General features: G+C 65.4%; 22 protein-coding genes. 14 read left to right on the top strand and 8 right to left on the bottom strand.

Annotated features, from left to right (window positions below; genetic code table 11):
• Window positions 1-16: 16 nt before the first annotated feature.
• From ACE103_RS34150 to ACE103_RS34135, 4 genes are all read right to left on the bottom strand, one after another.
• Window positions 17-2,203: a TonB-dependent receptor gene (locus tag ACE103_RS34150; RefSeq protein WP_375781243.1), complete on the bottom strand. Its 2,187-nt coding sequence runs from the start codon at window positions 2,201-2,203 to the stop codon at window positions 17-19.
• A gap of 613 nt (window positions 2,204-2,816) precedes the next feature.
• Window positions 2,817-3,491, bottom strand: coding sequence for an RraA family protein (locus tag ACE103_RS34145; protein ID WP_375776598.1), 675 nt, complete (start codon window positions 3,489-3,491; stop codon window positions 2,817-2,819).
• Window positions 3,492-3,524: 33 nt separating this feature from the next.
• A complete protein-coding gene (locus ACE103_RS34140) occupies window positions 3,525-4,550 on the bottom strand; it encodes an amidohydrolase family protein (RefSeq protein ID WP_375776597.1) in 1,026 nt (341 codons plus the stop codon).
• A gap of 22 nt (window positions 4,551-4,572) precedes the next feature.
• A complete protein-coding gene (locus ACE103_RS34135) occupies window positions 4,573-5,901 on the bottom strand; it encodes an MFS transporter (protein ID WP_375776596.1) in 1,329 nt (442 codons plus the stop codon).
• A 201-nt stretch (window positions 5,902-6,102) separates the two neighbouring features.
• Between ACE103_RS34135 and ACE103_RS34130 the strand changes: the two genes are divergently transcribed.
• Both ACE103_RS34130 and ACE103_RS34125 read left to right on the top strand, forming a co-directional pair.
• Window positions 6,103-7,038: a LysR substrate-binding domain-containing protein gene (locus ACE103_RS34130; protein ID WP_375776595.1), complete on the top strand. Its 936-nt coding sequence runs from the start codon at window positions 6,103-6,105 to the stop codon at window positions 7,036-7,038.
• Window positions 7,039-7,286: 248 nt separating this feature from the next.
• Window positions 7,287-7,637 (top strand): hypothetical protein, encoded by a 351-nt coding sequence (locus ACE103_RS34125; protein WP_375776594.1) that lies wholly within the window; start codon window positions 7,287-7,289, stop codon window positions 7,635-7,637.
• 9 nt (window positions 7,638-7,646) lie between these two features.
• Here the strand turns inward: ACE103_RS34125 and ACE103_RS34120 are convergent, their stop codons facing one another.
• Together ACE103_RS34120 and ACE103_RS34115 are read right to left on the bottom strand one after the other, a co-directional pair.
• Window positions 7,647-8,360 (bottom strand): type 1 glutamine amidotransferase, encoded by a 714-nt coding sequence (locus ACE103_RS34120; RefSeq protein ID WP_375776593.1) that lies wholly within the window; start codon window positions 8,358-8,360, stop codon window positions 7,647-7,649.
• Between the two features lie 85 nt (window positions 8,361-8,445).
• Window positions 8,446-9,420, bottom strand: a complete 975-nt coding sequence (locus tag ACE103_RS34115) for a hypothetical protein (RefSeq protein WP_375781242.1) — start codon at window positions 9,418-9,420, stop codon at window positions 8,446-8,448.
• Window positions 9,421-9,914: 494 nt separating this feature from the next.
• Between ACE103_RS34115 and ACE103_RS34110 the strand changes: the two genes are divergently transcribed.
• Window positions 9,915-10,463 carry a cytochrome b gene (locus tag ACE103_RS34110; RefSeq protein WP_375776592.1) on the top strand — a complete coding sequence of 183 codons (549 nt, stop codon included), beginning with the start codon at window positions 9,915-9,917 and terminating at the stop codon, window positions 10,461-10,463.
• 15 nt (window positions 10,464-10,478) lie between these two features.
• On the opposite strand, the gene ACE103_RS34105 is transcribed toward ACE103_RS34110, so the two are convergent.
• Window positions 10,479-11,006 (bottom strand): Lrp/AsnC family transcriptional regulator, encoded by a 528-nt coding sequence (locus tag ACE103_RS34105; protein ID WP_375776591.1) that lies wholly within the window; start codon window positions 11,004-11,006, stop codon window positions 10,479-10,481.
• 87 nt (window positions 11,007-11,093) lie between these two features.
• Here ACE103_RS34105 and ald point away from each other — a divergent pair, with 87 nt between their 5' ends.
• Window positions 11,094-12,209 (top strand): alanine dehydrogenase, encoded by a 1,116-nt coding sequence (gene ald / locus ACE103_RS34100; RefSeq protein WP_375776590.1) that lies wholly within the window; start codon window positions 11,094-11,096, stop codon window positions 12,207-12,209.
• An 84-nt stretch (window positions 12,210-12,293) separates the two neighbouring features.
• On the opposite strand, the gene ACE103_RS34095 is transcribed toward ald, so the two are convergent.
• The gene (locus ACE103_RS34095) at window positions 12,294-13,064 is read right to left on the bottom strand and encodes an IclR family transcriptional regulator (protein WP_223969555.1); all 771 of its coding nucleotides are present in this window, start codon (window positions 13,062-13,064) and stop codon (window positions 12,294-12,296) included.
• 146 nt (window positions 13,065-13,210) lie between these two features.
• Between ACE103_RS34095 and leuC the strand changes: the two genes are divergently transcribed.
• From leuC to ACE103_RS34045, 10 genes are all read left to right on the top strand, one after another.
• Window positions 13,211-14,614 (top strand): 3-isopropylmalate dehydratase large subunit, encoded by a 1,404-nt coding sequence (gene leuC / locus ACE103_RS34090; RefSeq protein ID WP_375776589.1) that lies wholly within the window; start codon window positions 13,211-13,213, stop codon window positions 14,612-14,614.
• A 3-nt stretch (window positions 14,615-14,617) separates the two neighbouring features.
• Window positions 14,618-15,268: a 3-isopropylmalate dehydratase small subunit gene (gene leuD, locus ACE103_RS34085; protein ID WP_375776588.1), complete on the top strand. Its 651-nt coding sequence runs from the start codon at window positions 14,618-14,620 to the stop codon at window positions 15,266-15,268.
• Window positions 15,265-16,398 carry a 3-isopropylmalate dehydrogenase gene (gene leuB / locus ACE103_RS34080; protein ID WP_375776587.1) on the top strand — a complete coding sequence of 378 codons (1,134 nt, stop codon included), beginning with the start codon at window positions 15,265-15,267 and terminating at the stop codon, window positions 16,396-16,398. Before leuD ends, leuB begins: the two co-directional genes overlap by 4 nt.
• Entirely contained in the window at window positions 16,398-17,459 is a 1,062-nt protein-coding gene (locus ACE103_RS34075; protein ID WP_375776586.1) for an ABC transporter substrate-binding protein, read from the top strand. Before leuB ends, ACE103_RS34075 begins: the two co-directional genes overlap by 1 nt.
• A complete protein-coding gene (locus ACE103_RS34070; protein WP_375776585.1) occupies window positions 17,456-18,289 on the top strand; it encodes an ABC transporter ATP-binding protein in 834 nt (277 codons plus the stop codon). The genes ACE103_RS34075 and ACE103_RS34070 overlap by 4 nt, the downstream gene beginning before the upstream one ends.
• The gene (locus ACE103_RS34065) at window positions 18,286-19,158 is read left to right on the top strand and encodes an ABC transporter permease (protein WP_223969549.1); all 873 of its coding nucleotides are present in this window, start codon (window positions 18,286-18,288) and stop codon (window positions 19,156-19,158) included. Before ACE103_RS34070 ends, ACE103_RS34065 begins: the two co-directional genes overlap by 4 nt.
• Window positions 19,159-19,283: 125 nt before the next feature.
• The gene (locus tag ACE103_RS34060; RefSeq protein ID WP_375776584.1) at window positions 19,284-20,153 is read left to right on the top strand and encodes a helix-turn-helix domain-containing protein; all 870 of its coding nucleotides are present in this window, start codon (window positions 19,284-19,286) and stop codon (window positions 20,151-20,153) included.
• A gap of 126 nt (window positions 20,154-20,279) precedes the next feature.
• Window positions 20,280-20,741, top strand: a complete 462-nt coding sequence (locus tag ACE103_RS34055; RefSeq protein WP_223969547.1) for a (2Fe-2S)-binding protein — start codon at window positions 20,280-20,282, stop codon at window positions 20,739-20,741.
• Complete coding sequence (locus ACE103_RS34050) at window positions 20,738-21,799, top strand: molybdopterin cofactor-binding domain-containing protein (protein ID WP_375776583.1); 1,062 nt, start codon at window positions 20,738-20,740, stop codon at window positions 21,797-21,799. Before ACE103_RS34055 ends, ACE103_RS34050 begins: the two co-directional genes overlap by 4 nt.
• Window positions 21,691-22,902, top strand: a complete 1,212-nt coding sequence (locus ACE103_RS34045) for a xanthine dehydrogenase family protein molybdopterin-binding subunit (RefSeq protein ID WP_375781241.1) — start codon at window positions 21,691-21,693, stop codon at window positions 22,900-22,902. The genes ACE103_RS34050 and ACE103_RS34045 overlap by 109 nt, the downstream gene beginning before the upstream one ends.
• The last annotated feature ends 32 nt before the right edge of the window (window positions 22,903-22,934 follow it).

The following is a 22,934-nucleotide window of genomic DNA, read 5'->3' as shown; positions in this document are numbered from 1 at the left end:
TTCTCAGAAAACCGTCCTAGAACTTCGCCCTGATGCCGGCATAGGCGGCGAGCGGCATGCCGGGCACGAAGGTGCGCGGATCGCTCAGCTGCGCCATCAGGTTGGGCAGGCCGCCGGCACTGGTAAAGCCGCCCGTTTGGTAGAACGCGCCGCTCAGATAGTAGTGCTGGTTGAACACATTGTTGATCAGCCCGAACACCTCGATGTTCTTCGTGATCTGATACGACGTGTGCAGATTGACGACCGAATAGGCCGGCACCTTCGGGCTCTGGTTGGTGTCGTCGTGGATGATCCACTGGCTACCCACGACGTTGAGGTCGGCGCCGACCTTCCACGCATCGGTCACGTTGTAGTCGACGCCGGCCTTGAAGCGGTGCGCGGGAATGCCCGGGATGTGGTCGCCAGGCATGACGTTGACGAATTGCGCGCCGGCATCGTTGGTCAGGGCATTCGGATTGTTCGGCGAAGACAGTGTAACCGCGCTTCGATAGGTGGCGTCGACATAGGTGTAGTTGGCGTAGGCGTTCCAGCGATCGATGCGATAGTCGAGCTTGGCCTCGATGCCCTGCCGTAAGGTCTGCCCGGCATTCTGGAAGAAGCCGAAATTGTTGACGCCGAGCGGACTCGTGACCTGGATGATGTCGTCGTCGGACAGGGTGTGGAACACGCCCAGGCCCCAGCTCAGCATGCCGGTCCTGGCGTCGCGGCCCCAGCTGCCGCGCAGGCCGGCCTCGACGGTGTGCGACACCACCTGCTTGAGCGGCGGATCGGCCACCAGGAAGGTGTCGATCATGCAGGGATGGTTAGGATCGGAGCAGCCGAGCTCCAGCGGTGTCGGCGCGCGGTTGGCCTCCGAATAGCCGGCATAGGCGGTGAGGTTGGGAGTGATCTTGAAGGTGCCGCCGATCACCGGGTTGAATCGCTGGAAGTGGTTGCTGCTATTGAGCAGGTCGTTGGTCCCGGTCTGGTCCTTCAAGTCGATCTGGGCATAGTTGAATCGTCCACCGGCAGTGACCGAGAACCGATTCGTCACATCGAATGTGTCGGTGAGGTAGACGCCGGTGTACGTATTGGTCGCGCGCAGGTCGACCGGGCTGAGACCGGCGTCTGGCTGATTGATGAAGACCCCGGTGCCGGTCACGAACAGGTTGTTCGGGTCGACCGTTCCGAGTTCGCTGGATGCCGTGAACTTGGTGTTGCCATGGTCGACGCTGACGCCCATCACGACATGGTTGTCGTGCCCGAACAGCCTGTCCGTGTTGGTCAACTGGGCCGTGCCACCATAGCTGTTGGTCGCAACCTGGTTACGATCGATCTCGCCGAGGAAAGCGTTGCCCAGCGTGTTCGGAGTCGCGGGACCGTCTGCCGGACCGAAAACCGGGAGGCCGTCGCCGATGCACAAAGTGGTGGGATCGTCGCACGGCGCAACGTCGGTGCCGTTGCCGTCGACATGGGACTGTCGGAAGCCGCGGAAATAGGCGTTGCCCTGGAACGACCAGGTGTCCGAGAAATTATGGCTCAGCGTGGCGTTGACGAAGGCCAGCTGCAGCAGCGTCGACTGCGGCCAGGTGTAGACGCTGGACCAGCGCTGGTTGAGCATCTCGACTGGCGTTGCGGCGACGTTGCCGAGCAGATTGCTGGCGCCGGTGAAATTGACGTGGAATTCGGTGTCATCGTTGCGCGCGCCGATGTCGACATACATCCGGTTGACGTGTGACGAATTGGCGTAATCGCGCCATCCGCGGTCATAGGCGGATTCGAACGCCGCATAGGCGGAGATGTTGTCCCGCTGGCCGCCGGCCTGCACGCTGCCCTGCACGCGCCCGTAAGAGCCGCCGAACAGTTCCGCCTCGGAGCCCTGATAGGTGAAGCCGTTCTTCATCTGGATGCTGAGCGCGCCGCCGATCGCATTGAGGCCGAAGACGGGGTTGTTGGGCACCAGCGACACCCGGTCGATGGCCTTTTCCGGGATGAAATCCCAGTTGACCACGTCGCCCCAGGATTCGTTGATGCGGACGCCGTTCTGATAGACCGCGATGCCCTGCGGCGTTCCCTGGACCGGCGAGGCGACGAAGCCGCGGTAGTCGAGATTGCGCTGGAACGGGTTGCCGGTCTGGTCGGTCAGCGTGACGCCGGGCAGCTTGCGATTCACCGAGTCGAGAAAGTTGGTCGAATAGTTGCGGCTGAAATCCGCCGAGGTCAGCACCTCGGTGTTGGACGGGATCTTGTCGCGGTCAAGCAGGCTCGAGTCGCGGTCGGAGGGGCTCGGGACGCCGGCGCCGCCCTCGGGCGCCGCCGCGGTTTGGGCCGGTGCGGCCCGGGTTCGGGCGGATCGCGAGGTCCGCGCCACCGGCTGGGAGGCGGGCTTGATGCTGCGCGTCCCCGAAAGCGGCGAGGGGGCAATCACGGTGACGGGCGGCAGTTCGGTCGGGGCGGGGGTCTGGGCCTGCACCATCGTCAGCGGCGCTGCGGCTCCGATGGCGGTGAGCACGGCCGCAGCGCCGCGCGTCGTGACCGAACCAGACAAAAATCGTGTTGCCGTACGCAACAACGCACCAGCCATAACGCCCACCCTGTTGTCCCGGTTCGACTTTTATCCCCGACGAACCTTGGCTTCGAGACTGCGGGAGCGCTTTAGCTTTGGCAAACAAGATGTGTCCCGGAGGTTCGGGATTCTTTTCCATCTGCAATCGGGAAAAATTCCCGATGCCGATCGACGGACGCGCCAACCGTTCGCGCGGCGGTGATTTTCGCCGGTTGTACGGAGACTTATGCCCAAGAGGCAGGCATCCCGCCTCCTGGGCAGCGGCGGCAGGTCAGTCCTTGAACTCGCAGCCGAGCCGGTGCAGGGCCTCATCGACCCAGCGGCGGTCGCTGGTACCGGCGAGGATTTGCTGGATGGCCTTCTCCTCGGTTGCCTTCTTGGCCTCGGTCAGCTTGCAGACGGCCTCGGCGTCGTCATGCGGCACACAGAGCACGCCGTCATCGTCGGCCACGATGAGATCGCCGGGCTCGACGATCATGCCGTCCATCGAGATCGTGCAATTGATCTCGCCCGGGCCGTCCTTGTAGGGGCCGCGATGGGCGACGCCGGCGGCGAACACCGGGAACGATCCGGCGCGGATCGCGCCGGCATCGCGGATCGAGCCGTCGATCACGAAGCCCGCGACGCCCTTCTTCTCCGCCAGCGTCGACATGATCTCGCCGATGATGGCGTTGAGCAGCACGCCGCCGGCGTCGACGACGATCACGTCGCCCGGCTGCGCGAGGTCGATCGCCTTGTGCACCATCAGATTGTCGCCGGGCCGGGTCTTCACTGTCAGCGCCGGGCCGCCGAGCCAGCCGCCGGCATGCATCGGCCGCAGCCGGTTGGTGCCTGCGATCCGCGACATCACATCGCTGATATTGGCGACCGGCAGCGTGCGGTAGCGCGCGACGAGGTCAGGCGACACTTTCCGCTTCGCCTTGTGAATTGCAAATCCTATGGCCATCGGTGTTCTCCGGTGTGTTGTCGGCGCGGTCGGCTAATGCGGGCGGCGGTCGAGATGGGCGTTGAGGCGGGGATAGACGCGGCGGGCGTTGCCCTCGAAGATATTGGCCTTGTCCGCAGCGCTCAGCCGCAGCGCATCGATGTAGCGGCGGGTATCGTCGAAGTGATGTCCCGTTTCAGGGTCGATGCCGCGCACCGCGCCGACCATCTCGGAAGCAAACAGGATGTTCTCGACCGGGATCACACGGGTCAACAGCTCGATGCCGGGGAGATGATAGACGCAGGTGTCGAAGAACACGTTCTTCAACAGATGCTCCGACAGCGGCGGCAGCTTCATGTCCTGTGCGAGGCCGCGGTAGCGGCCCCAGTGATAGGGCACCGCGCCGCCGCCATGCGGGATGATGAACCGCAGGGTCGGGAAGCGCTTGAACAGATCAGACGTCAGGAACTGCATGAACGCGGTGGTGTCGCCGTTGAGGTAATGCGCGCCGGTGCCGTGGAAGCAGGGGTTGCAGGACGAAGAGACATGGACCATCGCCGGCACGTCGAGCTCGACCATCTTCTCGTACAGCGGATACCACCATTCGTCTGATAGCGGCGGATCGCACCAATAACCGCCAGCAGGATCGGGATTGAGGTTGCAGCCGACGAAGCCGAGCTGCGTCACGCAGCGCTCGAGCTCCTCGATGCAGTTTTTGGGCTGCACGCCCGGGCTCTGCGGCAGCTGGCAGACGGGGACGAAGTTCTGCGGAAACAGCGTGCAGACCCGGTGCACCAGGTCGTTGCAGATCGTGGTCCATTCGCGGCTGGTTGCTTCCTTGCCGACATGATGCGCCATGCCGGCGGCGCGCGGCGAGAAGATGGTGACGTCGGTGCCGCGCTCCTTCTGCAGGCGGAGCTGCGCACCCTCGACGCTGGTGCGGATCTCGTCGTCGGTGATGCCGAGATTGGTGGTGAGCGGCCGGCGCGATTTGTCGGCGAGGCCGGCGAGCTGCTTGTCGCGGAAGATCTGCAGCTTGGCCGGCTCGGTGGTGTAATGGCCGTGACAGTCGATGATCATGGTTGCGTCCTTGGCAGGGTTGTCAGTGTGCGACGGTTGACGGGATCGCGCCCGTCAATTCCGTCTCGCGCGGTTTGACCCGCATGGTGGCGGCGATGGCGGAGGCAACGAACAGGAAGCCGGCGATGCCGACGAGTGCCCAGGAGAAGCTTCCAGTGGAGTCCTTGATCAGCCCGATGCACCAGGGGCCGATCAACCCGCCGAACTGCGCCAGGGTGTTGACCATGGCGATCGCGGCGGCGCCGGCCGCGCCGGTCAGCAACGAGGCGTTGATGCTCCAGAACAGGGGATTGCCGGCATTCAGGCTGAAGCCGACGATGCAGAGGAACACGAAGGCCAGCACCGGGCTCGCGACATAGGCGCTGCCGAGCATGGCGACGGCGGCGAGCAGATAAACGGCCGCAAGATGAAACTTGCGGTCGCCGGTCTTGTCCGAGCTGCGGCTGACCACGATGGTGCCGACGACGCCGAGCAGCGGCGGGATCGCCGATAGAAAGCCGACCTCGATGTTGCTGAGATTGCCCATCCCCTTGATGATCTGCGGCAGCCACAGCAGCAGGCCATAGATCCCGACCAGCGCGCAGCCGAACAGCGCCGCCAGCAGCCAGACCCTGATATCGAGCACGCATTCGATCAACCTGTGCTGCCCCTGTTGTTCGATCTCGGCCCGCTCAGTGGCGAGCTCGCCTTCCAGCCAGGCGGCCTGCTCTTTGGTGAGCCAACTCGCCTTGGCGGGGCGATCGGTCAGATAATAGAGCGTGAACACGCCGAGCAGAATGGTCGGCACGCCCTCGGCGATGAACATCCATTGCCAGCCATGCAGGCCGGACGCGCCGTCGAGGAAGGTCATGATGCTGGTCGAGATCGGCCCGCCCAGCACCGCCGAGAACGAGCCGGCGATGATGTAGCCGGCGACCGCGCGGGCGCGGTAGCGCGCGGGGAACCAATAGGTCAGATACAGCACCACGCCGGGCATGAAGCCGGCTTCCGCGACGCCGAGGCCGAACCGCATCACATAGAGGCTGAGCGGATTCCAGACAAAGGCGGTCAGCGTAGCGACGAGGCCCCAGGTGATCAGGATCCGCGCCAGCCAAATCCGCGCCCCGAGCCAGTGCAGCATCAGATTGCTCGGCACTTCGAGCACCATGTAGCCGAGGAAGAAGATGCTGGCGGCAAAGCCGAAGATCGCGGGGCTGAGGCCGAGATCCTTGTTCATGGTCAGGCCGGCATAGCCGAGATTGATGCGGTCGAGATAGTTGAAGAACATCATGACGAAGAGGATCGGGATCAGCCGCCAATAGACCCGGCGGATGGTTTGCTGTTCGAGCTCGCTGACGGACGCTTGGCCCATTGGAATCCTCCCTTGCTTCTTGTTATCGCGCTTGTGATCCGAACCGGGCGGAGCGCCTGTTATTCGCGGCGATTTCGCATGGCTGACCGGCTGCGCGTGTTGCCCCTTGGAGCATCGGCGTTTTGCCGCCAAGATCGGGAAACGGCCGTGGGAGGTCAAATACCGCTTTGACCCGTCACTTATAGGGAAACGGAATAAGCGATGGATTACAGGCAGCTTCGCTACTTCATCGCGGTCGCCGAAGAGCTGAGCTTCAGCCGCGCCGCCAAGCGGCTGCATGTCAGCCAGCCGCCGCTGAGCACGCAGATCAAGGCGATGGAAGAGGAGCTCGGCACCCAGCTGTTGTCGCGGACAAGGCGTGCGGTCGAGCTCACCCAGGCCGGCCAGTTGCTGCTGGAGCACGCACGGCGTGCCGTCAGCGAGCTCGACCTTGCGTCGGAGACCGTGCGCCGCGCCGCGCGCGGGGAGGCCGGCGCCGTTCGTGTCGGCTTTACCGACTCGGTTCCGATGCTCGAGATGTTCGCCGAACTGTTCCGCGGTTTCCGCGGCAGCTATCCGCGGGTGAAGATCGAACTCAGGCACATGTCGACGGCGAAACAGCTGCAGGCGCTGGCCGACGCCGAGCTCGACGTCGCGATCATGCGGCCGCCGCTGGATTTCCGGCCCGCGGCCGATCTGCAGGTTCATGTCGTCTGGCGCGACCGGCTGATGGTGTTCCTGCCGATCGATCATCCGCTGGCCGCCGCGCCCGGCAAGCTCAGCGTTGCCGACCTTGCCGAGCATGAATTCGTCGGCATGGCGGAGAGCGGCTGCGGCGTCGGCGACCAGGCGGCGATGCTGTGCCGGCGAGCCGGCTTTGCGCCGCGGATCGCGCAGGAGGCGCATGAACTGCGCACGGTGCTCAGCCTCGTGGCGGCCGGGATCGGACTTTCGATCCTGCCATCGTGCTACCAGCAGGCCGGCGTCATGAACGTGGTCGCGAAAGCGCTGGACACGCCGGATGCGGAGAGCCGCATGCTGGTGGCGATGCGTTCGAACGCCTCGCTCTTGCCGCGCCGGTTCGTCGAATGCGCGCTGCAGGCGGCGTCGCGAAGTGCACCGCCGCTGCTCCCCGAGGTCGCTGCGGCGATCCGCTGATCGAGCCGTGCCGAAGGCAATCGCGCGCGCTTGAGATTGCGACTTGCCGCACGCGGCACGCGGCCGTCCCCGCCCCATACTTTCGTCGGCCGTAGTCTCCCGGAATGCAGTCTGGCGTCGCTCTTGCATACTTCAATGCAAGGTGCTGGGGCGCCGATTCGTCGTGTTTCGCCCGCGACGGCAATGTCGCCGGCGAACAGTAAGTGATGCGCGCCCGCAGCTGGATCGACACTTGCGGAGACGACACCATGCACGCCATCACGTGTGCGGCACTGCTGCTTGGGACGATGTGGTTGACATCGCCGACCCTGGCGCGCGACGACGGCCGCTACGCCAATTCACCTCTGAAACCCTGGTTTGAAAGCCTGCACAGCGGTTACGGACAATGCTGTTCCGACGCCGACGGATCCGTGGTCGCCGATCCGGACTGGGAATCGGATCACGGCCATTATCGCGTGCACATCGACGACGAATGGGTCGTGGTGCCGGACGAGGCCTTGATCACCGAGCCGAACAAGATCGGGCGAACCATGGTGTGGAAGCACTATATCGACGGTCACCCGCGCGTGCGCTGCTTCATGCCGGGCAGCATGACCTGAGGCGTTGACTTACGCTGGCGTATGGCGTGTGAGGAAGCGCGTGACCACGCCGCCGAGCGTGGCGTGGTCGAGCGGCTCGGTGAGCGATGCCTTAGCGGTTTCGACCACGGTATCGGGCGCGAGGCCGCGGCGCAGGTCGCACAGCGCGTCGGCATAGTCGACGGTGAATTCCGGATGCGGCTGTACCGACAGCGTCGTGCCGTTGGCATAGAGCAGCCCGGCATGCGGGGTAAACTCGGACGCCATGATGGTGCGTGCGGAGGCGGGCGGGGTGATCACCTGGTCCTGATGCGAGGCGGCCGCCGCGATCGTCTCGCCCGCGAGCAGCCCGTTGTCCGGCGCTATCCGATAGACATGGCGGCCGATGCCCCAGCCTTTCTCGGACTTGCGCACTGTGCCGCCAAGCGCCTGCGCGATCAGCTGATGACCGAAGCAGACGCCGACCATCGGAACGTGCTTGTCGTGGGCTGTGCGCACGAAGGCTTCGAGCGGCGCGATCCAGGCGACATCGTCATAGACGCCGGCCGCCGATCCCGTGATCAGGATCGCATCCAACGTGGCCGGATCCGGAAGCGGCTCACCGTTGGCGACGCTGACGACGTCACAGGCGACCGACGGATCTGAAGTCGCCACCATCCGCTGGAACATCTGCGGATAGCTGCCGTGGCGCCCGCGGAATTGCGGACTGACGAGCCCGGTTTCGATGATGGTGATGCGGGGCATGGAACGCGCGGATGGATGAGCGGGGATCACCCAGCCTTTACTCCGAAAGCGCTGACGGCCACAAGCCGCGCGCGGCGACCGCCGTTCAATTCCGTGACGGCGCCGCCGCGTCGATCGTTGCGGTGTGCTGCGCCGCCGGCGTCGTGCTGACGATCGCCAGCGCCGGGCTTTCGATCGCCGGCGTCGTCGCGACGACCACCGGCTCGGTGCGGTAGCGCGGCAGCTGGTCCTCGAGCGAGTAGCCGACGCAGAGCGCAAGGCTCGACCACACCGCCATGCTGAAATACAGCGACATCCAGGCGATCTCCTCGCGCCACTCGGCGATGTCATGGGTCACGACCCACCGCCTGCTGACGTCGCGCAGGCCCTCGAGCGGATGCAGCAGGGTGCCGCCGGCGGCGAGATTGGCGCGCCAGCGGTTCAGATACATCGGGACGTCGACGGTCATCAGGAAGGCGAGGAAGGCGGCGATGCCGACGATCGCGACGATGAGGGCCCAGCGCACCGGGCCGTGAAACTCGGGCAGCAGCCGGCACAGCGCGATCCCGACCAGGAAGAACACCACCGCCCAGATCGAGTTCTCGATCGCGTTGCAGAGATAATGGGTGGTCAGCACTGCATACCAGGAGAAGCATTCCGCGATCACGATCAGCGGCACGATGATCCAGGCGATGTTGATGGTGGTCTCGGCGCCGGTCATGGTGCCGAGCTGATGCAGGATAATCGCCCATTGCGCGGCGAAGCAGACCTCGGCGACGGTGGCGACGGTGCGGCCGACCACGACGCTCGATAGCCAGGTGTCGAACAGGCAGATGCGCTGCACGTCGGCGCGCGGCAGCACCGAGCGGAAGGCGCAGCCGAACACATAGGCCGCGCAGAGCAGCAGCATCAGGCCGATGCCGGACGTGTTGCTGAAGCTGCCGTTCGACTGCTCATGGAACTGGCGGTACAGCGCGAACCAGATCGCGATGTTGGCGGCGCTGACGAGGCTCAGGAAGCCCCACCACCGGACCACTGGATTCGACCAAGCCAGCGAAACCGGCCGCGCCCGCCACTCCATGCTCATTCACCGCTCCGCGTGTAACCGAACTGATATTGAATTGTAGTAATTCTGTCATAGAAGGCGGCGAATCACGACTAAAAAATGCGTGTGGCGCGGGGCCGGGCGGCTCCGATTGTGACAGCGTTTGTGACAGCGGGCGCGGTTTGTGACAGCGCGGCGTTTGTGACAGTGAGCGCGTGGCTGCGCGGACCCTCCGTTCGTCATTCCGAGGCGCGCCGTCCCTCCTTCGTCATTCCGGGATGCGCCGAAGGCGCAGGCCCGGAATCCATCGGGCCGCCGTGTTGCGGTTGGATGGATTCCGGGCTCGCGCTTCGCGCGCCCCGGAATGACGATTGAGGGGAGCATCGGCTCGCCACCCCTTCGCGATCGTGATCGAAGTTGACGCCCTCGCCGGGTAGGCAGGTGTCGCGCGATCATCTATGGAACGGCCTTCCTTTTTCGGCCGAACCCGCACGGGCGGCTTCAAGCCAAGGCACCTTGTGACGACGGACATGACGGCCAGCTACGATCCGCTGTTGCGCCGGATTCACTGGGCGACGGCGGTGCTGTTCATCGCGGCCATGCTGATCGGGCTCTATTGCGGGCTGCAGCCGGCGGGAACGTCGCCGCGGCGCGAGCTGCTCGAGGTGCACAAGTCGCTCGGCGTCACGCTGTTCTTCCTTGCGATCCTGCGGCTGATGGTGCGCGCCGTGACCACGGCGCCGCCGGAGCCGGGTTCGTTCTCGCCGCTGGTCAGGATCGCCGCACGGCTCAATCACTGGGCACTCTACGCCATCCTGTTCGTGATGCCGGTGACCGGATACATGTTCTCGTCGGCGGGCGGCTATTCGCTGCGCTATTTCTGGACCTTCAGCTGGCCGCGCCTGTTCGCCGACAACAAGGCGGTCGCGGAGGCCGGCGAGCTCGCGCATGGCGTGCTTGCCTACTTCGTTTATGCGGTGGTCGCGCTGCACATCGCCGCGACGCTCTGGCATGTCGTCGTCAAGAAGGACGACACGCTCGCGCGGATGTGGCCGCGCGCGAGCCGCCATCCGTCCTGACGCGGCGATCGGCCTTCAGCCGCGCAGCGCGGTCTCCGGAATGGTGCGGCGGACCACCTCGCGCATCGCAAAGCTGGAATGGATGCGGGCGACGCCCGGCATCCGCGACAGATGCTGCTTGTGGATGCGCTCGAAGTCGGCGATGTCGCGGGCGATGACCTGCAAATGATAATCGTCGCTGCCCGACATCAGATGGCAGGACACGACGTCGGGGCAGCGCGCGATCGCGGCCTCGAAGGCTGCGAGATAATCCTCGCTCTGCTTCTCCAGCGTGATGGTGACGACGACGGTGGTCACCAGGCCAAGCGCTGTCGGCTCGAGGTCGACACGGTAGCCGCGGATCACGCCGATCTCCTCGAGATGACGGATGCGCCGCGCGCAGGCGGTCGGCGACAGCCCGACCTTCTCGGCGAGCTCGATCTGGCTGGCGCGCGCATCGGCGACCAGCTCGGCAAGGATTCTGAGATCGATACGATCGAGACCGTCCACGCAGTTTTCCTTCGAAGGCCGAGCTGAAAACGAAGGATATGGGCGTATCCGCATGTGCACAAGCCGGAATTCGCTGAGAAACGCCGTGTGACGAGGAATACCCTTGAGGCTAAGGGAAACGAATCCTTCAAGGAGCGGACCATGCGCATCGGCGTGCCCAAGGAAATCAAGGTCGAGGAATATCGGGTCGGGCTGACGCCTGCCTCGGTGCGGGAATATGTGGCGCACGGCCACGAGGTCGTGGTCCAGCGCGGCGCCGGTGACGGCATCGGTGCCGGCGATGACGTCTACACCCAGGCCGGCGCACGGATTGCCGACACCGCCGAGGAGGTGTTCGCGGTCGCCGAGATGATCGTGAAGGTGAAGGAGCCGCAGCCATCCGAATGGAGCAGGCTGCGCGAGGGCCAGATCCTCTTCACTTATCTGCATCTCGCGCCCGACGTGCCGCAGACCACGGGGCTGATCGCCTCAGGCTGCACGGCGGTCGCCTATGAGACTGTGACCGATGCACATGGCGGGCTGCCGCTGCTCGCGCCGATGAGCGAAGTCGCCGGCCGGCTGGCAATCGAGGCCGCGGGCGCCGCGCTGCGCAAATCCGCCGACGGCATGGGCAAGCTGCTCGGCGGCGTGCCGGGCGTTCCGCCGGCGCGCGTTGCGATCATCGGTGGCGGTGTGGTCGGCACTCATGCGGCACGGATGGCGGCAGGCCTCGGCAGCGACGTCACCATCCTCGACCGCTCATTGCCGCGGCTCCGCGCGCTCGACGACCTGTTCCTCGGGCGCGTCCGCACCCGTTACGCCACGCTGGAAGCGATCGAGCAGGAGGTTTTCGCGGCTGACGTTGTAATCGGCGCGGTGCTGGTGCCCGGCGCCAGCGCGCCGAAACTTGTCTCGCGCGCGCAGCTTGCAGGCATGAAACGCCGCGCGGTGCTGGTCGACGTCGCAATCGACCAGGGCGGCTGCTTCGAGACCTCGAAGGCGACCACGCACCAGGCGCCGACCTATCTGGTCGATGACATCGTGCATTATTGCGTCGCCAACATGCCGGGTGCGGTGCCGGTGACCTCGAGCCACGCGCTCAACCACGCCACCTTGCCGTTCGGCCTGGCGCTGGCCTCGAAGGGACTGCGCGCGCTGGTCGAGGATCCGCATCTGCGCGCCGGCCTCAACGTCCATCGCGGCCGCATCACCAACCGCGCCGTGGCCGAGAGCCAGCATCTGTCGGCCGTGATGCCGGAGGAAGCGCTGGCGTCGTAGGAATTTCGGCGCGCATTTGTAGCCCGGATTGCGCGGAGCCTGTCATCGGGCGCGCGTTCGCGGGACCCGTTGGCTCCATCCGGGCTACGGCGCCACATCTGTCAGTTCCTTCAGCCGGCTCTGCATGACTTCAATGATCTGCGCGCGCTTTGCCGCGATCCGTTCGATTGGCCCGCCGATGCCGATAGCGAGCGGCGCGCGTCGCTTTGGCAGGGGAACAAGCATGCCGATTGTGTTTGCGCCCGGCGTCGTGCGGCCGCTCGACTCGGAAAAGCCGCGGCGGCGGATGCGCTCGACCTCTTCCAGAAAGGCCGCTTCGCGAACGCGAGCCGACTGACTCGGCTCCTCGGCGTTATTGCGACGGATGATGCCGCGAATTTTGGTGTTCGGCATCTGGCTCAGCAGCACGTGTCCGAGCGCGGTGCGAACCATCGGTCGTATTTGACCGGCATTTGCAATGAACTGAAGCTGATTGCCGCCGGGGACAACGTGCAGATACCGCATCCCGGCGGCGCCGGCCTGCTGTCCCAGCATGACGGTCTCGCCACCCGTCGCGGTCCAGAGTTCCTCCATCAGATCGGTGAGCTTCGTGTCCCGGAACGGAGAACGACGGATCCAATCGCCAAGCAGATTGACCCGGTAGCTAGGGATGAAACGCCGGGTTCGTCGGTCGTATTCAAGGTAGTTCAATTCAACGAGACTGCGAAGCAACACTGACGTGCTCGATTGGGGCATCTGAAGCGCGGAAGCTATTTCAGTCACGGAAGCAGCCCGCTTTCTTTCCCGAAAGAACTCCAGAACGGCAAACGACCGCATGGCCGATTTGACGATGGCCGTCTTGTTCGCGTTCGGCATGGCTGTCTCCGCGGCGGCGCAACGACCGCGCCTTCCATCACATATGTGATGTTAGGGCAAAACTGCTTCACTTGACGACAACTTTGGCACAGATTGGCGCCAATTCGATCAAGCCGCATGGAAACGCGGAGAGCAGGGGAAGGCGGATGCCCGGACGCAGTTTGCTCGAGAAGATCTGGGACCAGCATGTCATCGCCCGCCTCAGCGAGGACACGGACCTCCTTCATATCGATCGCCATCTGCTGCACGATCTCGGCGGCTCGCGCGGCCTGCTCGATCTCAAGAGCCGCGGCCTCAACGTTCACAACCCCGAACTGACGTTTGCGACGCCGGATCACGCGTTGTCGACGGCGCCCGGCCGCGCCGGAACCAGCAAGATCGGCATGGAATTGCTGGCTGCGCTGCGGACCGAGACGGCGGCGAGCGGCATCACGCTGTTCGATGTCGATCAGCCCGGCCAGGGCATCGTCCACGTCATCGGGCCGGAACTCGGCTTGAGCCTGCCGGGCGCGACGATCGTCTGCGGCGACAGCCACACCTGCACCCATGGCGGTCTCGGCGCGCTCGCCTTCGGCATCGGGTCGAGCGAGCTCACCCACGTGCTGGCGACGCAGGCGCTGATCCAGAAGCGTCCGAAGACGATGCGCGCGCGCTTCGAGGGCAAGCTGCCGCTCGGCGTCACCGGCAAGGACATGATCCTCGCACTGATCGGGCATATCGGTGCGGCCGGCGGCACCGGCTACGCGGTCGAATATGCCGGCAGTGCGATCCGCGAACTGCCGATCGAGGGAAGGCTGACGATCTGCAACCTCTCGATCGAGCTCGGCGCCAAGATGGGCATGGTGGCGCCCGATGAAAAAACCTTCGAGTACCTGCGCAGCCGTCCCTATGCGCCGCAAGGCGAGATGTGGGATCTGGCAGTCAAGGCATGGCGCGAATTGCCGAGCGATCCCGATGCGGTGTTCGACCGCGAGGTCGTGATCGATGTCGAGAATATCATCCCGCAGGTGACCTGGGGCATCAGCCCCGAGCATGTCGTCGGCGTCGATGGCCTCATTCCCGATCCGAAGGCGGTCGACGATCCGGCGCGGCGCGCCGCGATCGAGACCGCGCTCGAGTATATGGGCCTGCAAGGCGGTGCGCCGATCGCCGGCACGCCGGTCGACTGGGTGTTCATCGGCTCCTGCACCAACAGCCGGCTCAGCGATCTGCGCGCCGCGGCCGAGGTGGCGCGCGGCCGCAAGGTCGCCCCTGGCGTCCGCGCCTGGGTGGTGCCGGGCTCGGAGAACGTCAAGCGCGAGGCAGTGGCCGAAGGGCTCGACAAGATCTTCATCGATGCCGGCTTCGAATGGCGCGAGCCGGGTTGCTCGATGTGCCTTGCCGCCAATGGCGAGGTGGTGGCGCCCGGGCAGCGCTCGGTCTCGACCTCGAACCGCAATTTCGTCGGCCGGCAGGGACCGCGGGCGCGGACGCATCTGGCGAGCCCAGCGAGTGCGGCGGCCTCGGCCATCGCCGGTGCGATCGCCGATGTCAGGATGATGGGGCGCTAGACGATGCCGAAACCGTTCGACAAGCTCACCGCGACTGCTGCGCCGATCATGCGCGCCAATATCGATACCGACGTGATCATCCGGATCGAGCGCCTGGTCGGCAATTCGATCCGCGGCACGCTCGGCAAATGGGCGTTCGGCTCGCTGCGCTATCTCGCTGACGGCTCCGAGAATCCGGATTTCATCCTCAACCGCGAGCCGTACCGGGAGGCCGAGATCCTGGTAACCGGACCGAATTTCGGCTGCGGTTCGTCGCGCGAGGGCGCGGTGTGGTCGTTGCAGGAGCGCGGCATCCGCGCCGTCATCGGCTCCGGCTTCGGCGACATCTTCTTCGCCAACTGCTTCCAGAACGGCATCCTGCCCGTCGTCGTCGACAAGGCGGTGGTCGATCAGCTTGCCGCCGACATCGAGGCGACGCAGGGCGCCGGCAAGGTCTCGATCGACCTCGAGGCGCAGACCATCGTCTCGCCGTCGGGCGCGCGGCATTCCTTCGAGATCGACCCGCGGCGGCGCGAAGGACTGTTGAAGGGGCTCGACGAGGTGGCGCTGACGTTGCAACGCGACGCCGAGATCCACGCCTTCCAGGTCGTCGACCGCGCGGCGCGGCCCTGGATTCATTTTCAGAGAACACCCGCTTCAAGGACACCGGCATGAGCACGCAATCCAACATGATCAAGGTCGCCGTCGTCGGCGGCGAGGGCATCGGCCCTGAAGTCACCGCGCAGTCGCGCCGCGTGCTCGAGTGGTTCGCAGCCAAACGGAACGTGCCGATGACCTTGCGCGAGGCGCAATACGGCCTGATCCCGTATCTGGCGACCGGCAAGGTGCTGCCCGAGGATACCGCGGAGGCGATGGACGAGGCCGACGCCATCCTGTGGGGTGCGACCGGTGGTCCCGAGACCACCGAAGTGCCGGCGGCCGCGCGCAAGGCCGGCAGTCTCTTGGGCCTGCGCAGCAAATACGATCTCTATGCGAACTTGAGGCCGATCGTGGCGAGCCCTGCGCTGTCGGCGTCGGCGCCGCTCAAGCCCGAGGTGCTCGACGGCGTCGATTTCGTCATCATCCGCGAATTGACCAGCGGCATCTATTTCGGAGAGCCGCGCGGCATCGAGACCTTGCCGGATGGCCAGCGCCGCGGCTTCAACACCGAGCAGTACACCACGAACCAGATCCGCCGCGTGGCGCGCTCGGCGTTCGAGCTGGCGCGGACCCGGCGCAACAAGGTCTGCTCGGTCGACAAGGCCAATGTGCTGGAGACCAGCGTGGTCTGGCGCGAGGAGGTGGTCAGGCTGCACAAGGAGGAATTCTCCGACGTCGAGCTGACCCATCTCTATGTCGACAACGCCGCGATGCAGATCGTGCGCGAGCCGCGGCAGTTCGACGTCATGGTGACCGGCAACATCTTCGGCGACATCCTGTCCGACTGCGCGGCGATGGCGTCCGGCTCGCTCGGCATGCTGCCGTCGGCCTCGCTCGGCCCGGTCGATCGCTTCGGCCGGCGCAAGGCGCTGTATGAGCCCGTACATGGCAGCGCCCCCGATATCGCGGGCAAGGGCGTCGCCAATCCGCTCGGTTCGATCCTCAGCGTCGCGATGCTGCTGCGCCTGACGCTGAACCGCCCCGAGGATGCCGACCTGCTGGAAAAGGCGGTGCAGAGTGCGCTTGCCTCCGGCGCACGAACGGCCGACATTGCGGAAGCGGGTGCGAAGAAGCTATCGACCGTCCAGATGGGCGACGCGGTGCTCAGCGCGCTGGACAAGATCTCGGCCAAGGAGCACGCGTGATGCCTGATGTCGCCATGCCCCACATTTCGCGGCGGTCGGCCCTGACGGTGATCGCCGCGGGTGGCGCGGCGCTGGCGACCGGGCGTGCATGGGCGCAGGCGGCCACCGGCCGCGCGATCTATCCGGTCGCGGTGCCGGTCTATCAGACACAATTTGTCGCGGACCGCATCGGCTACTTCAAGGAAGCCGGGCTCGATTGCAAGTTGGTGCAGGGCGGCAGCGGTGTGAAGACCCGCGAGATCATTGCCTCGTCGCAGGGCGATATCGGCATCGGCGACGTCACCCATCCGATGCAGCTGACCAATCACGGCCGCGCCGCGCGGGTGTTGCTGCCGGTCGACACACGGTCGAACTCGGTGATGTTCATCCTGCGCAAGGATCTGAAGGACCAGGGCATCAACACGCTGGAGGCCTTCACGCAATGGAAACGGCCCGACGGCCGCAAGCCGATCGTCTCGGTCTCCTCGCTCGGCGGCACCAACCATGTCTGGTCATCCTACTACATGGAAACCATGGGACTCGACGACAAGGTGACCTGGATCGGCACCGGCAATGTCGACACCATGCTGGGTTCGCTGAAATCGAAGCAGGTCGATATCCTGGTCTCTTCGCTGTCGCTGTTGAACGAGGCGCAGCAGCAGGGTTGGGGCGAATTGCTGTTCGACGGCACTGACGAGGCGATATGGAACAAGCATATCGGCGGCAAAGTGCCGGTGACCGCGCATTTCACATTGCAGGCCACCATCGACAAGGATCCGGCCAAGATGCAGGCCTACGTCACCGCGCTGTGGCGCGCCTCGCAATGGATCAAGACCCACAAGGCAACCGAGGTCTATGATGCCATCGAGCCCTATGTCGGCAGCACCTCGCGCGATGCCAATCTGCTGGAGATATCGGCGATCCAGAAGGTCGCGGACTATGAGGGCATTGTCGATGCGGCGAGCTTCGCACGCGGCGAGAAGGTCTGGTTTCGCGAGATGACCGGCATCAAGCCGCTCAAGATCGCCGACGTGGTCAACTCCGATCTCATCGGCGCGGCGCGAAAGGCCTATCCGGGTTGAGCGCGCTCGAGACGAGCGCACCCTTGTCGCCGCGCGCCTCGGCCGATCGCCGCGTCGAGGTCAAGGGCCTGAGCAAGTCGTTCCAGCTTGCGAAGACCACGATCGAGGCCGTACGCGACGTCAGCTTCGACGTGCGCCGTGGCGAGTTCGTCGCGCTGCTCGGGCCGTCGGGCTCCGGCAAGAGTACGGTGCTCAACATGATCGCCTCGCTGATCCGCCCGACCGGCGGCGAGATCCTGATCGACGGCAAGCGCGTCGTCTCCGGCAAGGCAACGCCCGATGTCGGCTACGTCTTCCAGCGCGACACGCTGTTTCCGTGGCGGACCGTCGACGACAATATCGGCTATGGGCTGGAGCTATCCGGCGTGCCGGCGCAGGAACGGAAAGCGCGCATCGCGCAATGCGTCGCGCAGGCCGGGCTGAAGGGATTTGAGAACGCCTATCCGTCGACGCTGTCGGGCGGCATGCGGCAGCGCGCCGCGTTGATGCGGACCCTGATCGTCGAGCCGCAGATCTTGTTGATGGACGAGCCGTTCGGCGCGCTCGACACCCACACCAAGATCGACATGCACGAAGTGCTGCTCCGGATCTGGGAGCGCGAGCAGCAGACCGTGCTGTTCGTCACCCACGATCTCGGCGAGGCGCTGACCTTGGCCGACCGCATCATCCTGTTCTCGGCGCGGCCGGGCCGGATCAAGGACATGTTCGAGGTTGACTTCGCCCGCCCGCGCGATGCGGTGAAGGTGCGCGAGACCCCGCGTTATGCCGAGCTGTTCCAGCACATCTGGCATTCGCTCGGCGAGGAATTCGTCAAGGGCCGCAGCGCATGAGGCGATACAGCACGCTCGGCACGGTCGGCTGGCAGGTTCTGATCTGCGCCATCGTGCTGTCGGTCTGGCAATGGGGCTATGATCTCCGCACCAAGCTGCCGTGGCTGGTGCCCGACCTGCTCGATCCGTACTTCATCTCGAAGCCGTCGATGATCTTCGACAACTTCCTGATCCAGAGCTGCCTGAAATCGAAGCTCGGCGTCTTCAACGGCTGGTTCAACGGCGATTTCGCAAAGTGCCTGGCGCGCAACGAGAACAATCTCTGGGCCGCGACGGCGATCACCCTGAAGAACACCTTCTTCGGCTTCGTCACCGGCGTGGTCTCTGGCTTCGCCGCCGGGCTGATCCTCGGGCGATCCGATCGGCTCAGCGCGATCTTCCAGCCGTTCATCACCGCGGTGAATTCGATCCCGCGGATTGCGCTGGCGCCGATCATCGTGCTGGCGTTCGGGATCGGCGACATGTCGAAGATAGTCACCTCCTGGATCGTTGTCGTGTTCCTGGTGTTCTTCAACACCTTCGAGGGCGCGCGGTCGATCGACGAGGGTTTCACCAATGCGGCGCGGCTGCTCGGCGCCAGCGAGTGGCAGATCACCCGCACCGTGGTGATCCCCTCGACCATGGCCTGGGTGTTCGCCTCGCTGACGCCTGCGATCTCTTTCGCGCTCATCGGCGTCATCGTCGGCGAGTTCATTGGCGCCGAGCGCGGCATCGGCCGCCTGATCATCGAGTCGGAGGCCCGCGGCGAAGCCTCCGGCATGATGGTCGCGGTCGTGGTGCTGATGCTGGTCGGCGTCGTGCTGTCGACGATCATCTGGCGGCTGCAAGCCTACCTGCTGCGCTGGCAGCGGCAGCGCGGCGCCGAATAGGCCTGCGGCACGGCGTTTTGGCATGTGGGGCTGCCGGCCATCGAGTGGCTGAGCCGGGGGCGGCGGTATAAAAGCGCGGGGTGGCCGGCGCCGTAAGCTCCGGCCGATCCATGGAGAGCCCTCTCTTGGCCCTGATCTCGAGCCTCGATGCCCATAAATATCTGCGCGCTTCGTTGACCGCGTGCAGCTGGAAGGCCGGCTGGCGCTCGCTGCTGTTGCGGGCTTATGACGATCCCACTGAGGCTAACGAATTCGTGACCCCCGCGACGCGTGACCTTCTGATCGTGCTGGTCACAGGCGGCGCCTGCGATGTCGAGGTGCGCTATCGCGGCGGCTGGCAAAGGTCTCGCTCCGAGGTCGGCCATATCGGCATGACGGCGCCGGGCGAGGCCGCGATGCTGCGCTGGCGCGGCGACACCACCCACAGCACGCTGCAGCTTCATCTGCCCGCGGAGACGCTCGACCGCGTCGCGCAGGACCTGCCACAGCGGCGGCAGACGGGGCCGGTATTGCCGAGCGGCCTCGGCACCGTCGATCCGCTGGTCAGCCAGGTCATGCTCAGTCTCGACCGCGCGTTCAGGGCGGGGGCGCCCGATCTCTACGCCGAGACCGCCGCCGAGATGCTCGCCGCGCATCTGCTGGTCCGTCACGGCCGGTTCGATACCCAGCCGCAGACCTGCGGCAACAGCGGTCGGCTGCGCCAGGTCGATGCGTTCATGCGCGATAACCTCGCCGCTTCGGTCAGCCTCGAGATGCTGGCGCAGGAGGCCGGCGTCAGTCGCTTCCATCTGTTGCGGCTCTACAAGAAGCATTTCGGACAGACGCCGCTGCGGCGCCTCACCGAACTGCGGATGGAAGAAGCGAAGCGGCTGCTGAAGCACGGCGACGAGCCGGTGACGGCGATCGCCGCCAAATGCGGCTATGACAACCCATCGCATTTCGCCACCGCGTTCAGGCGGGTCGTCGGCGTGTCGCCGGCCGCCTACCGGCGATAACCCGCCATTCAGCGGAATGTGAGCGGTCGCGGCAATTGCGCGGGCGCCACGGCAATCCCGCGAGAGACGATCGAGCCCAGCGCTGTCATATGCCGTTCCGCCGGACGGAATCTCGCTGGGTGCAGAATGGCCTATGTTCTCAAGATAAATGGCGCGTCGCATACGGTCGACGCGGACGGCGACACGCCGCTGTTGTGGGTGCTGCGCGACGTGCTGCAGATGACCGGCACCAAGTTCGGCTGCGGCATGGCGTTGTGCGGCGCCTGCACCGTGCATCTCGACGGCGCCGCGACACGTGCCTGCATCACCACGATCGACAGCGTCGGCGATGCCGCGATCACGACGATTGAGGCGATCGGCCAGAGCGACGCCGGCCGCAAGGTGCAGCAGGCCTGGCTCGATCTTGACGTCGTGCAGTGCGGCTATTGCCAGTCCGGCCAGATCATGTCGGCGACCGCGCTCTTGATGTCCAATGCGCACCCGAGCGACAGCGACATCAATGATGCGATGTCGGGCAATGTCTGCCGCTGCGGCACCTACAACCGGATTCGCGACGCGATCAAGCTTGCCGCCGGAGCAAAGCCATGACGCTGACCTTTGCTCACCGCGTGGACACCGCAGCGCTCTCGCGGCGCACCTTCCTGACGGCAAGCGCGACTGCGGCCGGAGGCCTGGCGCTGGCGTTCATCGTGCCTAATCGGTCCGAGGCTGCGAGTCCGGTTGCCGAGGGCGGAGCACTGAACGGCTTCGTCCGGATCGAGCCGGACGGACGCATCCATCTCACCATTCCAATGGTTGAGATGGGGCAGGGCACCTACACTTCGCTTGCGATGCTGCTCGCCGAGGAACTCGAGGTGAAGCTCGACAGCATCGTGCCCGAGCACGCACCGCCGAATGACGCGCTCTATGCCAATCCGATCCTGCATGAGCAGTCGACCGGCCTGTCGGCCTCGACCCGCGGCTTCTGGCTGCCGCTGCGCCAGGCGGGCGCGGCGGCGCGCATCATGCTGGTGACCGCGGCGGCGCAGCGCTGGAAGGTCGATCCGGCCCAATGCACCGCCACGGACGGCGTGATCCGCGATCCCTCAGGCCAGCGTTCGCTGGCCTATCGCGAGGTCGCTCTGGCGGCGGCGCAAATCAAGCCGCCGGCGCCCGACCAGATCAAGCTGAAGGCGCCCGGTCAGTTCACGCTGATCGGCACTTCGCCGAAGCGGCTGGAGGCCGCCGGCAAGGTCAGCGGCCGCACGCAATTTGGCATCGATGCGATCGTGCCGGGGATGAAGTTTGCTGCGATTGCGATCTCGCCGGTCGGTGGCGGCAAGCCGAAGCAGGTGAACCAGGCCGCGGCGCTGGCGGTCAAGGGCGTCCGCCAGGTCGTCGTGATCGATGAGGCCGTCGCCGTCGTTGCCGACCACACCGGTGCGGCGAAGAAGGATTGGACGCCGCGGCGATCCAGTGGGACGACGGTCCGAATGCGCAGATCAATAGCCAGGGCATCGTCGCACAGCTCAAGGCTGGATCGGAGACGCCGGGCGTCATCGCGCGGAACGACGGCAATGTCGAGCAGGCCTTTGCCAAGGCCGCGCGGCGGTTCGATGCCGTCTACGAACTGCCGTTCCTGGCGCACGCGGCGATGGAGCCGATGAACTGCACGGTCCACCTCCGCAAGGACACCTGCGAGATCTGGGTCGGCACCCAGGTGCCGACGACGACGCAGAGCAGGGTGGCTGCATTGACCGGACTGCCGAAGGACGCGGTCATTCTGCACAACCAGTTTCTCGGCGGCGGTTTTGGGCGGCGGCTCGAGCCCGACGGCACGCTGCTCGCCGTCAAGATCGCCAAGCATGTCGACGGCCCGGTCAAGGTGATCTGGAGCCGCGAGGAGGACATTCAGCACGATATCTACCGGCCCTATTACTACGACCGGATATCGGCTGCGGTCGACATATCAGGCAATCCGGTCGCGTGGCATCATCGGGTCTGCGGCTCGTCGGTGGTGGCGCGCTTTGCGCCGCCGCTGTTCAAGAACGGGCTGGACTTCGACGCGGTAGAGGGCGCTGCCGAGCCGCCCTATGCGTTTCCCAACATCCTGGTCGACTATGTGCGCGTCGATCCGGCCGGCATCACGACCGGCTTCTGGCGCGGGGTCGGTCCGGTCCACAACGTGTTCATCGTCGAGAGCTTCATCGACGAGCTGGCGTTCGCGGCCAGGCAGGACCCCGTCGACTACCGGCGCCGCCTCTTGTCAAACAATCCGCGCGCGCTCGCGGTGTTGAACCTTGCCGCTGACAAGGCCGGCTGGGGGCAGCAGATGCCTGCCGGAAAGGCGCGCGGCATCTCGCTGCAGTTTGCCTTCGGCAGCTATCTGTCGCAGGTCGCCGAAGTCGCCGTCGATGCAAAGGGCAAGGTCAAGGTCGAGCGCATCGTCTGCGCGGTGGATTGCGGCATCGCCGTGACCCCGAGCATGATCGATGCGCAGGTGCAGAGCGGGACGATCTTCGGGCTGACCGCGGCGCTGCGCGGGGCGATCACGATCAAGGATGGCCGGGTCGAACAGTCCAATTTCGACAGCTATCCGCCGATGCGGATCGACGAGGTTCCGCGGATCGAGACCCACATCGTGCCGAGCAGACAAAATCCCGGAGGCCTCGGCGAGGCCGCCACCGCGATCGTTGCGCCGGCGGTGACGAATGCGATCTTCGCGGCGACCGGGCGGCGCATCAGAAAGCTGCCGATCGAAGAGGTCTGAGCATCGCGGCTGCGGAGGCCGCGATGCATCGG

It is taken from the genome of Bradyrhizobium sp. ma5, assembly GCF_042258955.1.
Lineage (GTDB): Bacteria > Pseudomonadota > Alphaproteobacteria > Rhizobiales > Xanthobacteraceae > Bradyrhizobium.
This window is presented reverse-complemented; position numbering and strand designations above follow the sequence as displayed.

Excerpts from the sequence above, each read along its gene's own strand:
- ACE103_RS34145 (WP_375776598.1), bottom strand. The coding sequence starts at position 3,491 with ATGGCCATAGGATTTGCAATTCACAAGGCGAAGCGGAAAGTGTCGCCT.
- ACE103_RS34140 (WP_375776597.1), bottom strand. The coding sequence starts at position 4,550 with ATGATCATCGACTGTCACGGCCATTACACCACCGAGCCGGCCAAGCTG.
- ACE103_RS34135 (WP_375776596.1), bottom strand. The coding sequence starts at position 5,901 with ATGGGCCAAGCGTCCGTCAGCGAGCTCGAACAGCAAACCATCCGCCGG.
- ACE103_RS34130 (WP_375776595.1), top strand. The coding sequence starts at position 6,103 with ATGGATTACAGGCAGCTTCGCTACTTCATCGCGGTCGCCGAAGAGCTG.
- ACE103_RS34125 (WP_375776594.1), top strand. The coding sequence starts at position 7,287 with ATGCACGCCATCACGTGTGCGGCACTGCTGCTTGGGACGATGTGGTTG.
- ACE103_RS34120 (WP_375776593.1), bottom strand. The coding sequence starts at position 8,360 with ATGCCCCGCATCACCATCATCGAAACCGGGCTCGTCAGTCCGCAATTC.
- ACE103_RS34115 (WP_375781242.1), bottom strand. The coding sequence starts at position 9,420 with ATGGAGTGGCGGGCGCGGCCGGTTTCGCTGGCTTGGTCGAATCCAGTG.
- ACE103_RS34110 (WP_375776592.1), top strand. The coding sequence starts at position 9,915 with ATGACGGCCAGCTACGATCCGCTGTTGCGCCGGATTCACTGGGCGACG.
- ACE103_RS34105 (WP_375776591.1), bottom strand. The coding sequence starts at position 11,006 with ATGCGGATACGCCCATATCCTTCGTTTTCAGCTCGGCCTTCGAAGGAA.
- ald (WP_375776590.1), top strand. The coding sequence starts at position 11,094 with ATGCGCATCGGCGTGCCCAAGGAAATCAAGGTCGAGGAATATCGGGTC.
- ACE103_RS34095 (WP_223969555.1), bottom strand. The coding sequence starts at position 13,064 with ATGCCGAACGCGAACAAGACGGCCATCGTCAAATCGGCCATGCGGTCG.
- leuC (WP_375776589.1), top strand. The coding sequence starts at position 13,211 with ATGCCCGGACGCAGTTTGCTCGAGAAGATCTGGGACCAGCATGTCATC.
- leuD (WP_375776588.1), top strand. The coding sequence starts at position 14,618 with ATGCCGAAACCGTTCGACAAGCTCACCGCGACTGCTGCGCCGATCATG.
- leuB (WP_375776587.1), top strand. The coding sequence starts at position 15,265 with ATGAGCACGCAATCCAACATGATCAAGGTCGCCGTCGTCGGCGGCGAG.
- ACE103_RS34075 (WP_375776586.1), top strand. The coding sequence starts at position 16,398 with ATGCCTGATGTCGCCATGCCCCACATTTCGCGGCGGTCGGCCCTGACG.
- ACE103_RS34065 (WP_223969549.1), top strand. The coding sequence starts at position 18,286 with ATGAGGCGATACAGCACGCTCGGCACGGTCGGCTGGCAGGTTCTGATC.
- ACE103_RS34055 (WP_223969547.1), top strand. The coding sequence starts at position 20,280 with ATGGCCTATGTTCTCAAGATAAATGGCGCGTCGCATACGGTCGACGCG.
- ACE103_RS34050 (WP_375776583.1), top strand. The coding sequence starts at position 20,738 with ATGACGCTGACCTTTGCTCACCGCGTGGACACCGCAGCGCTCTCGCGG.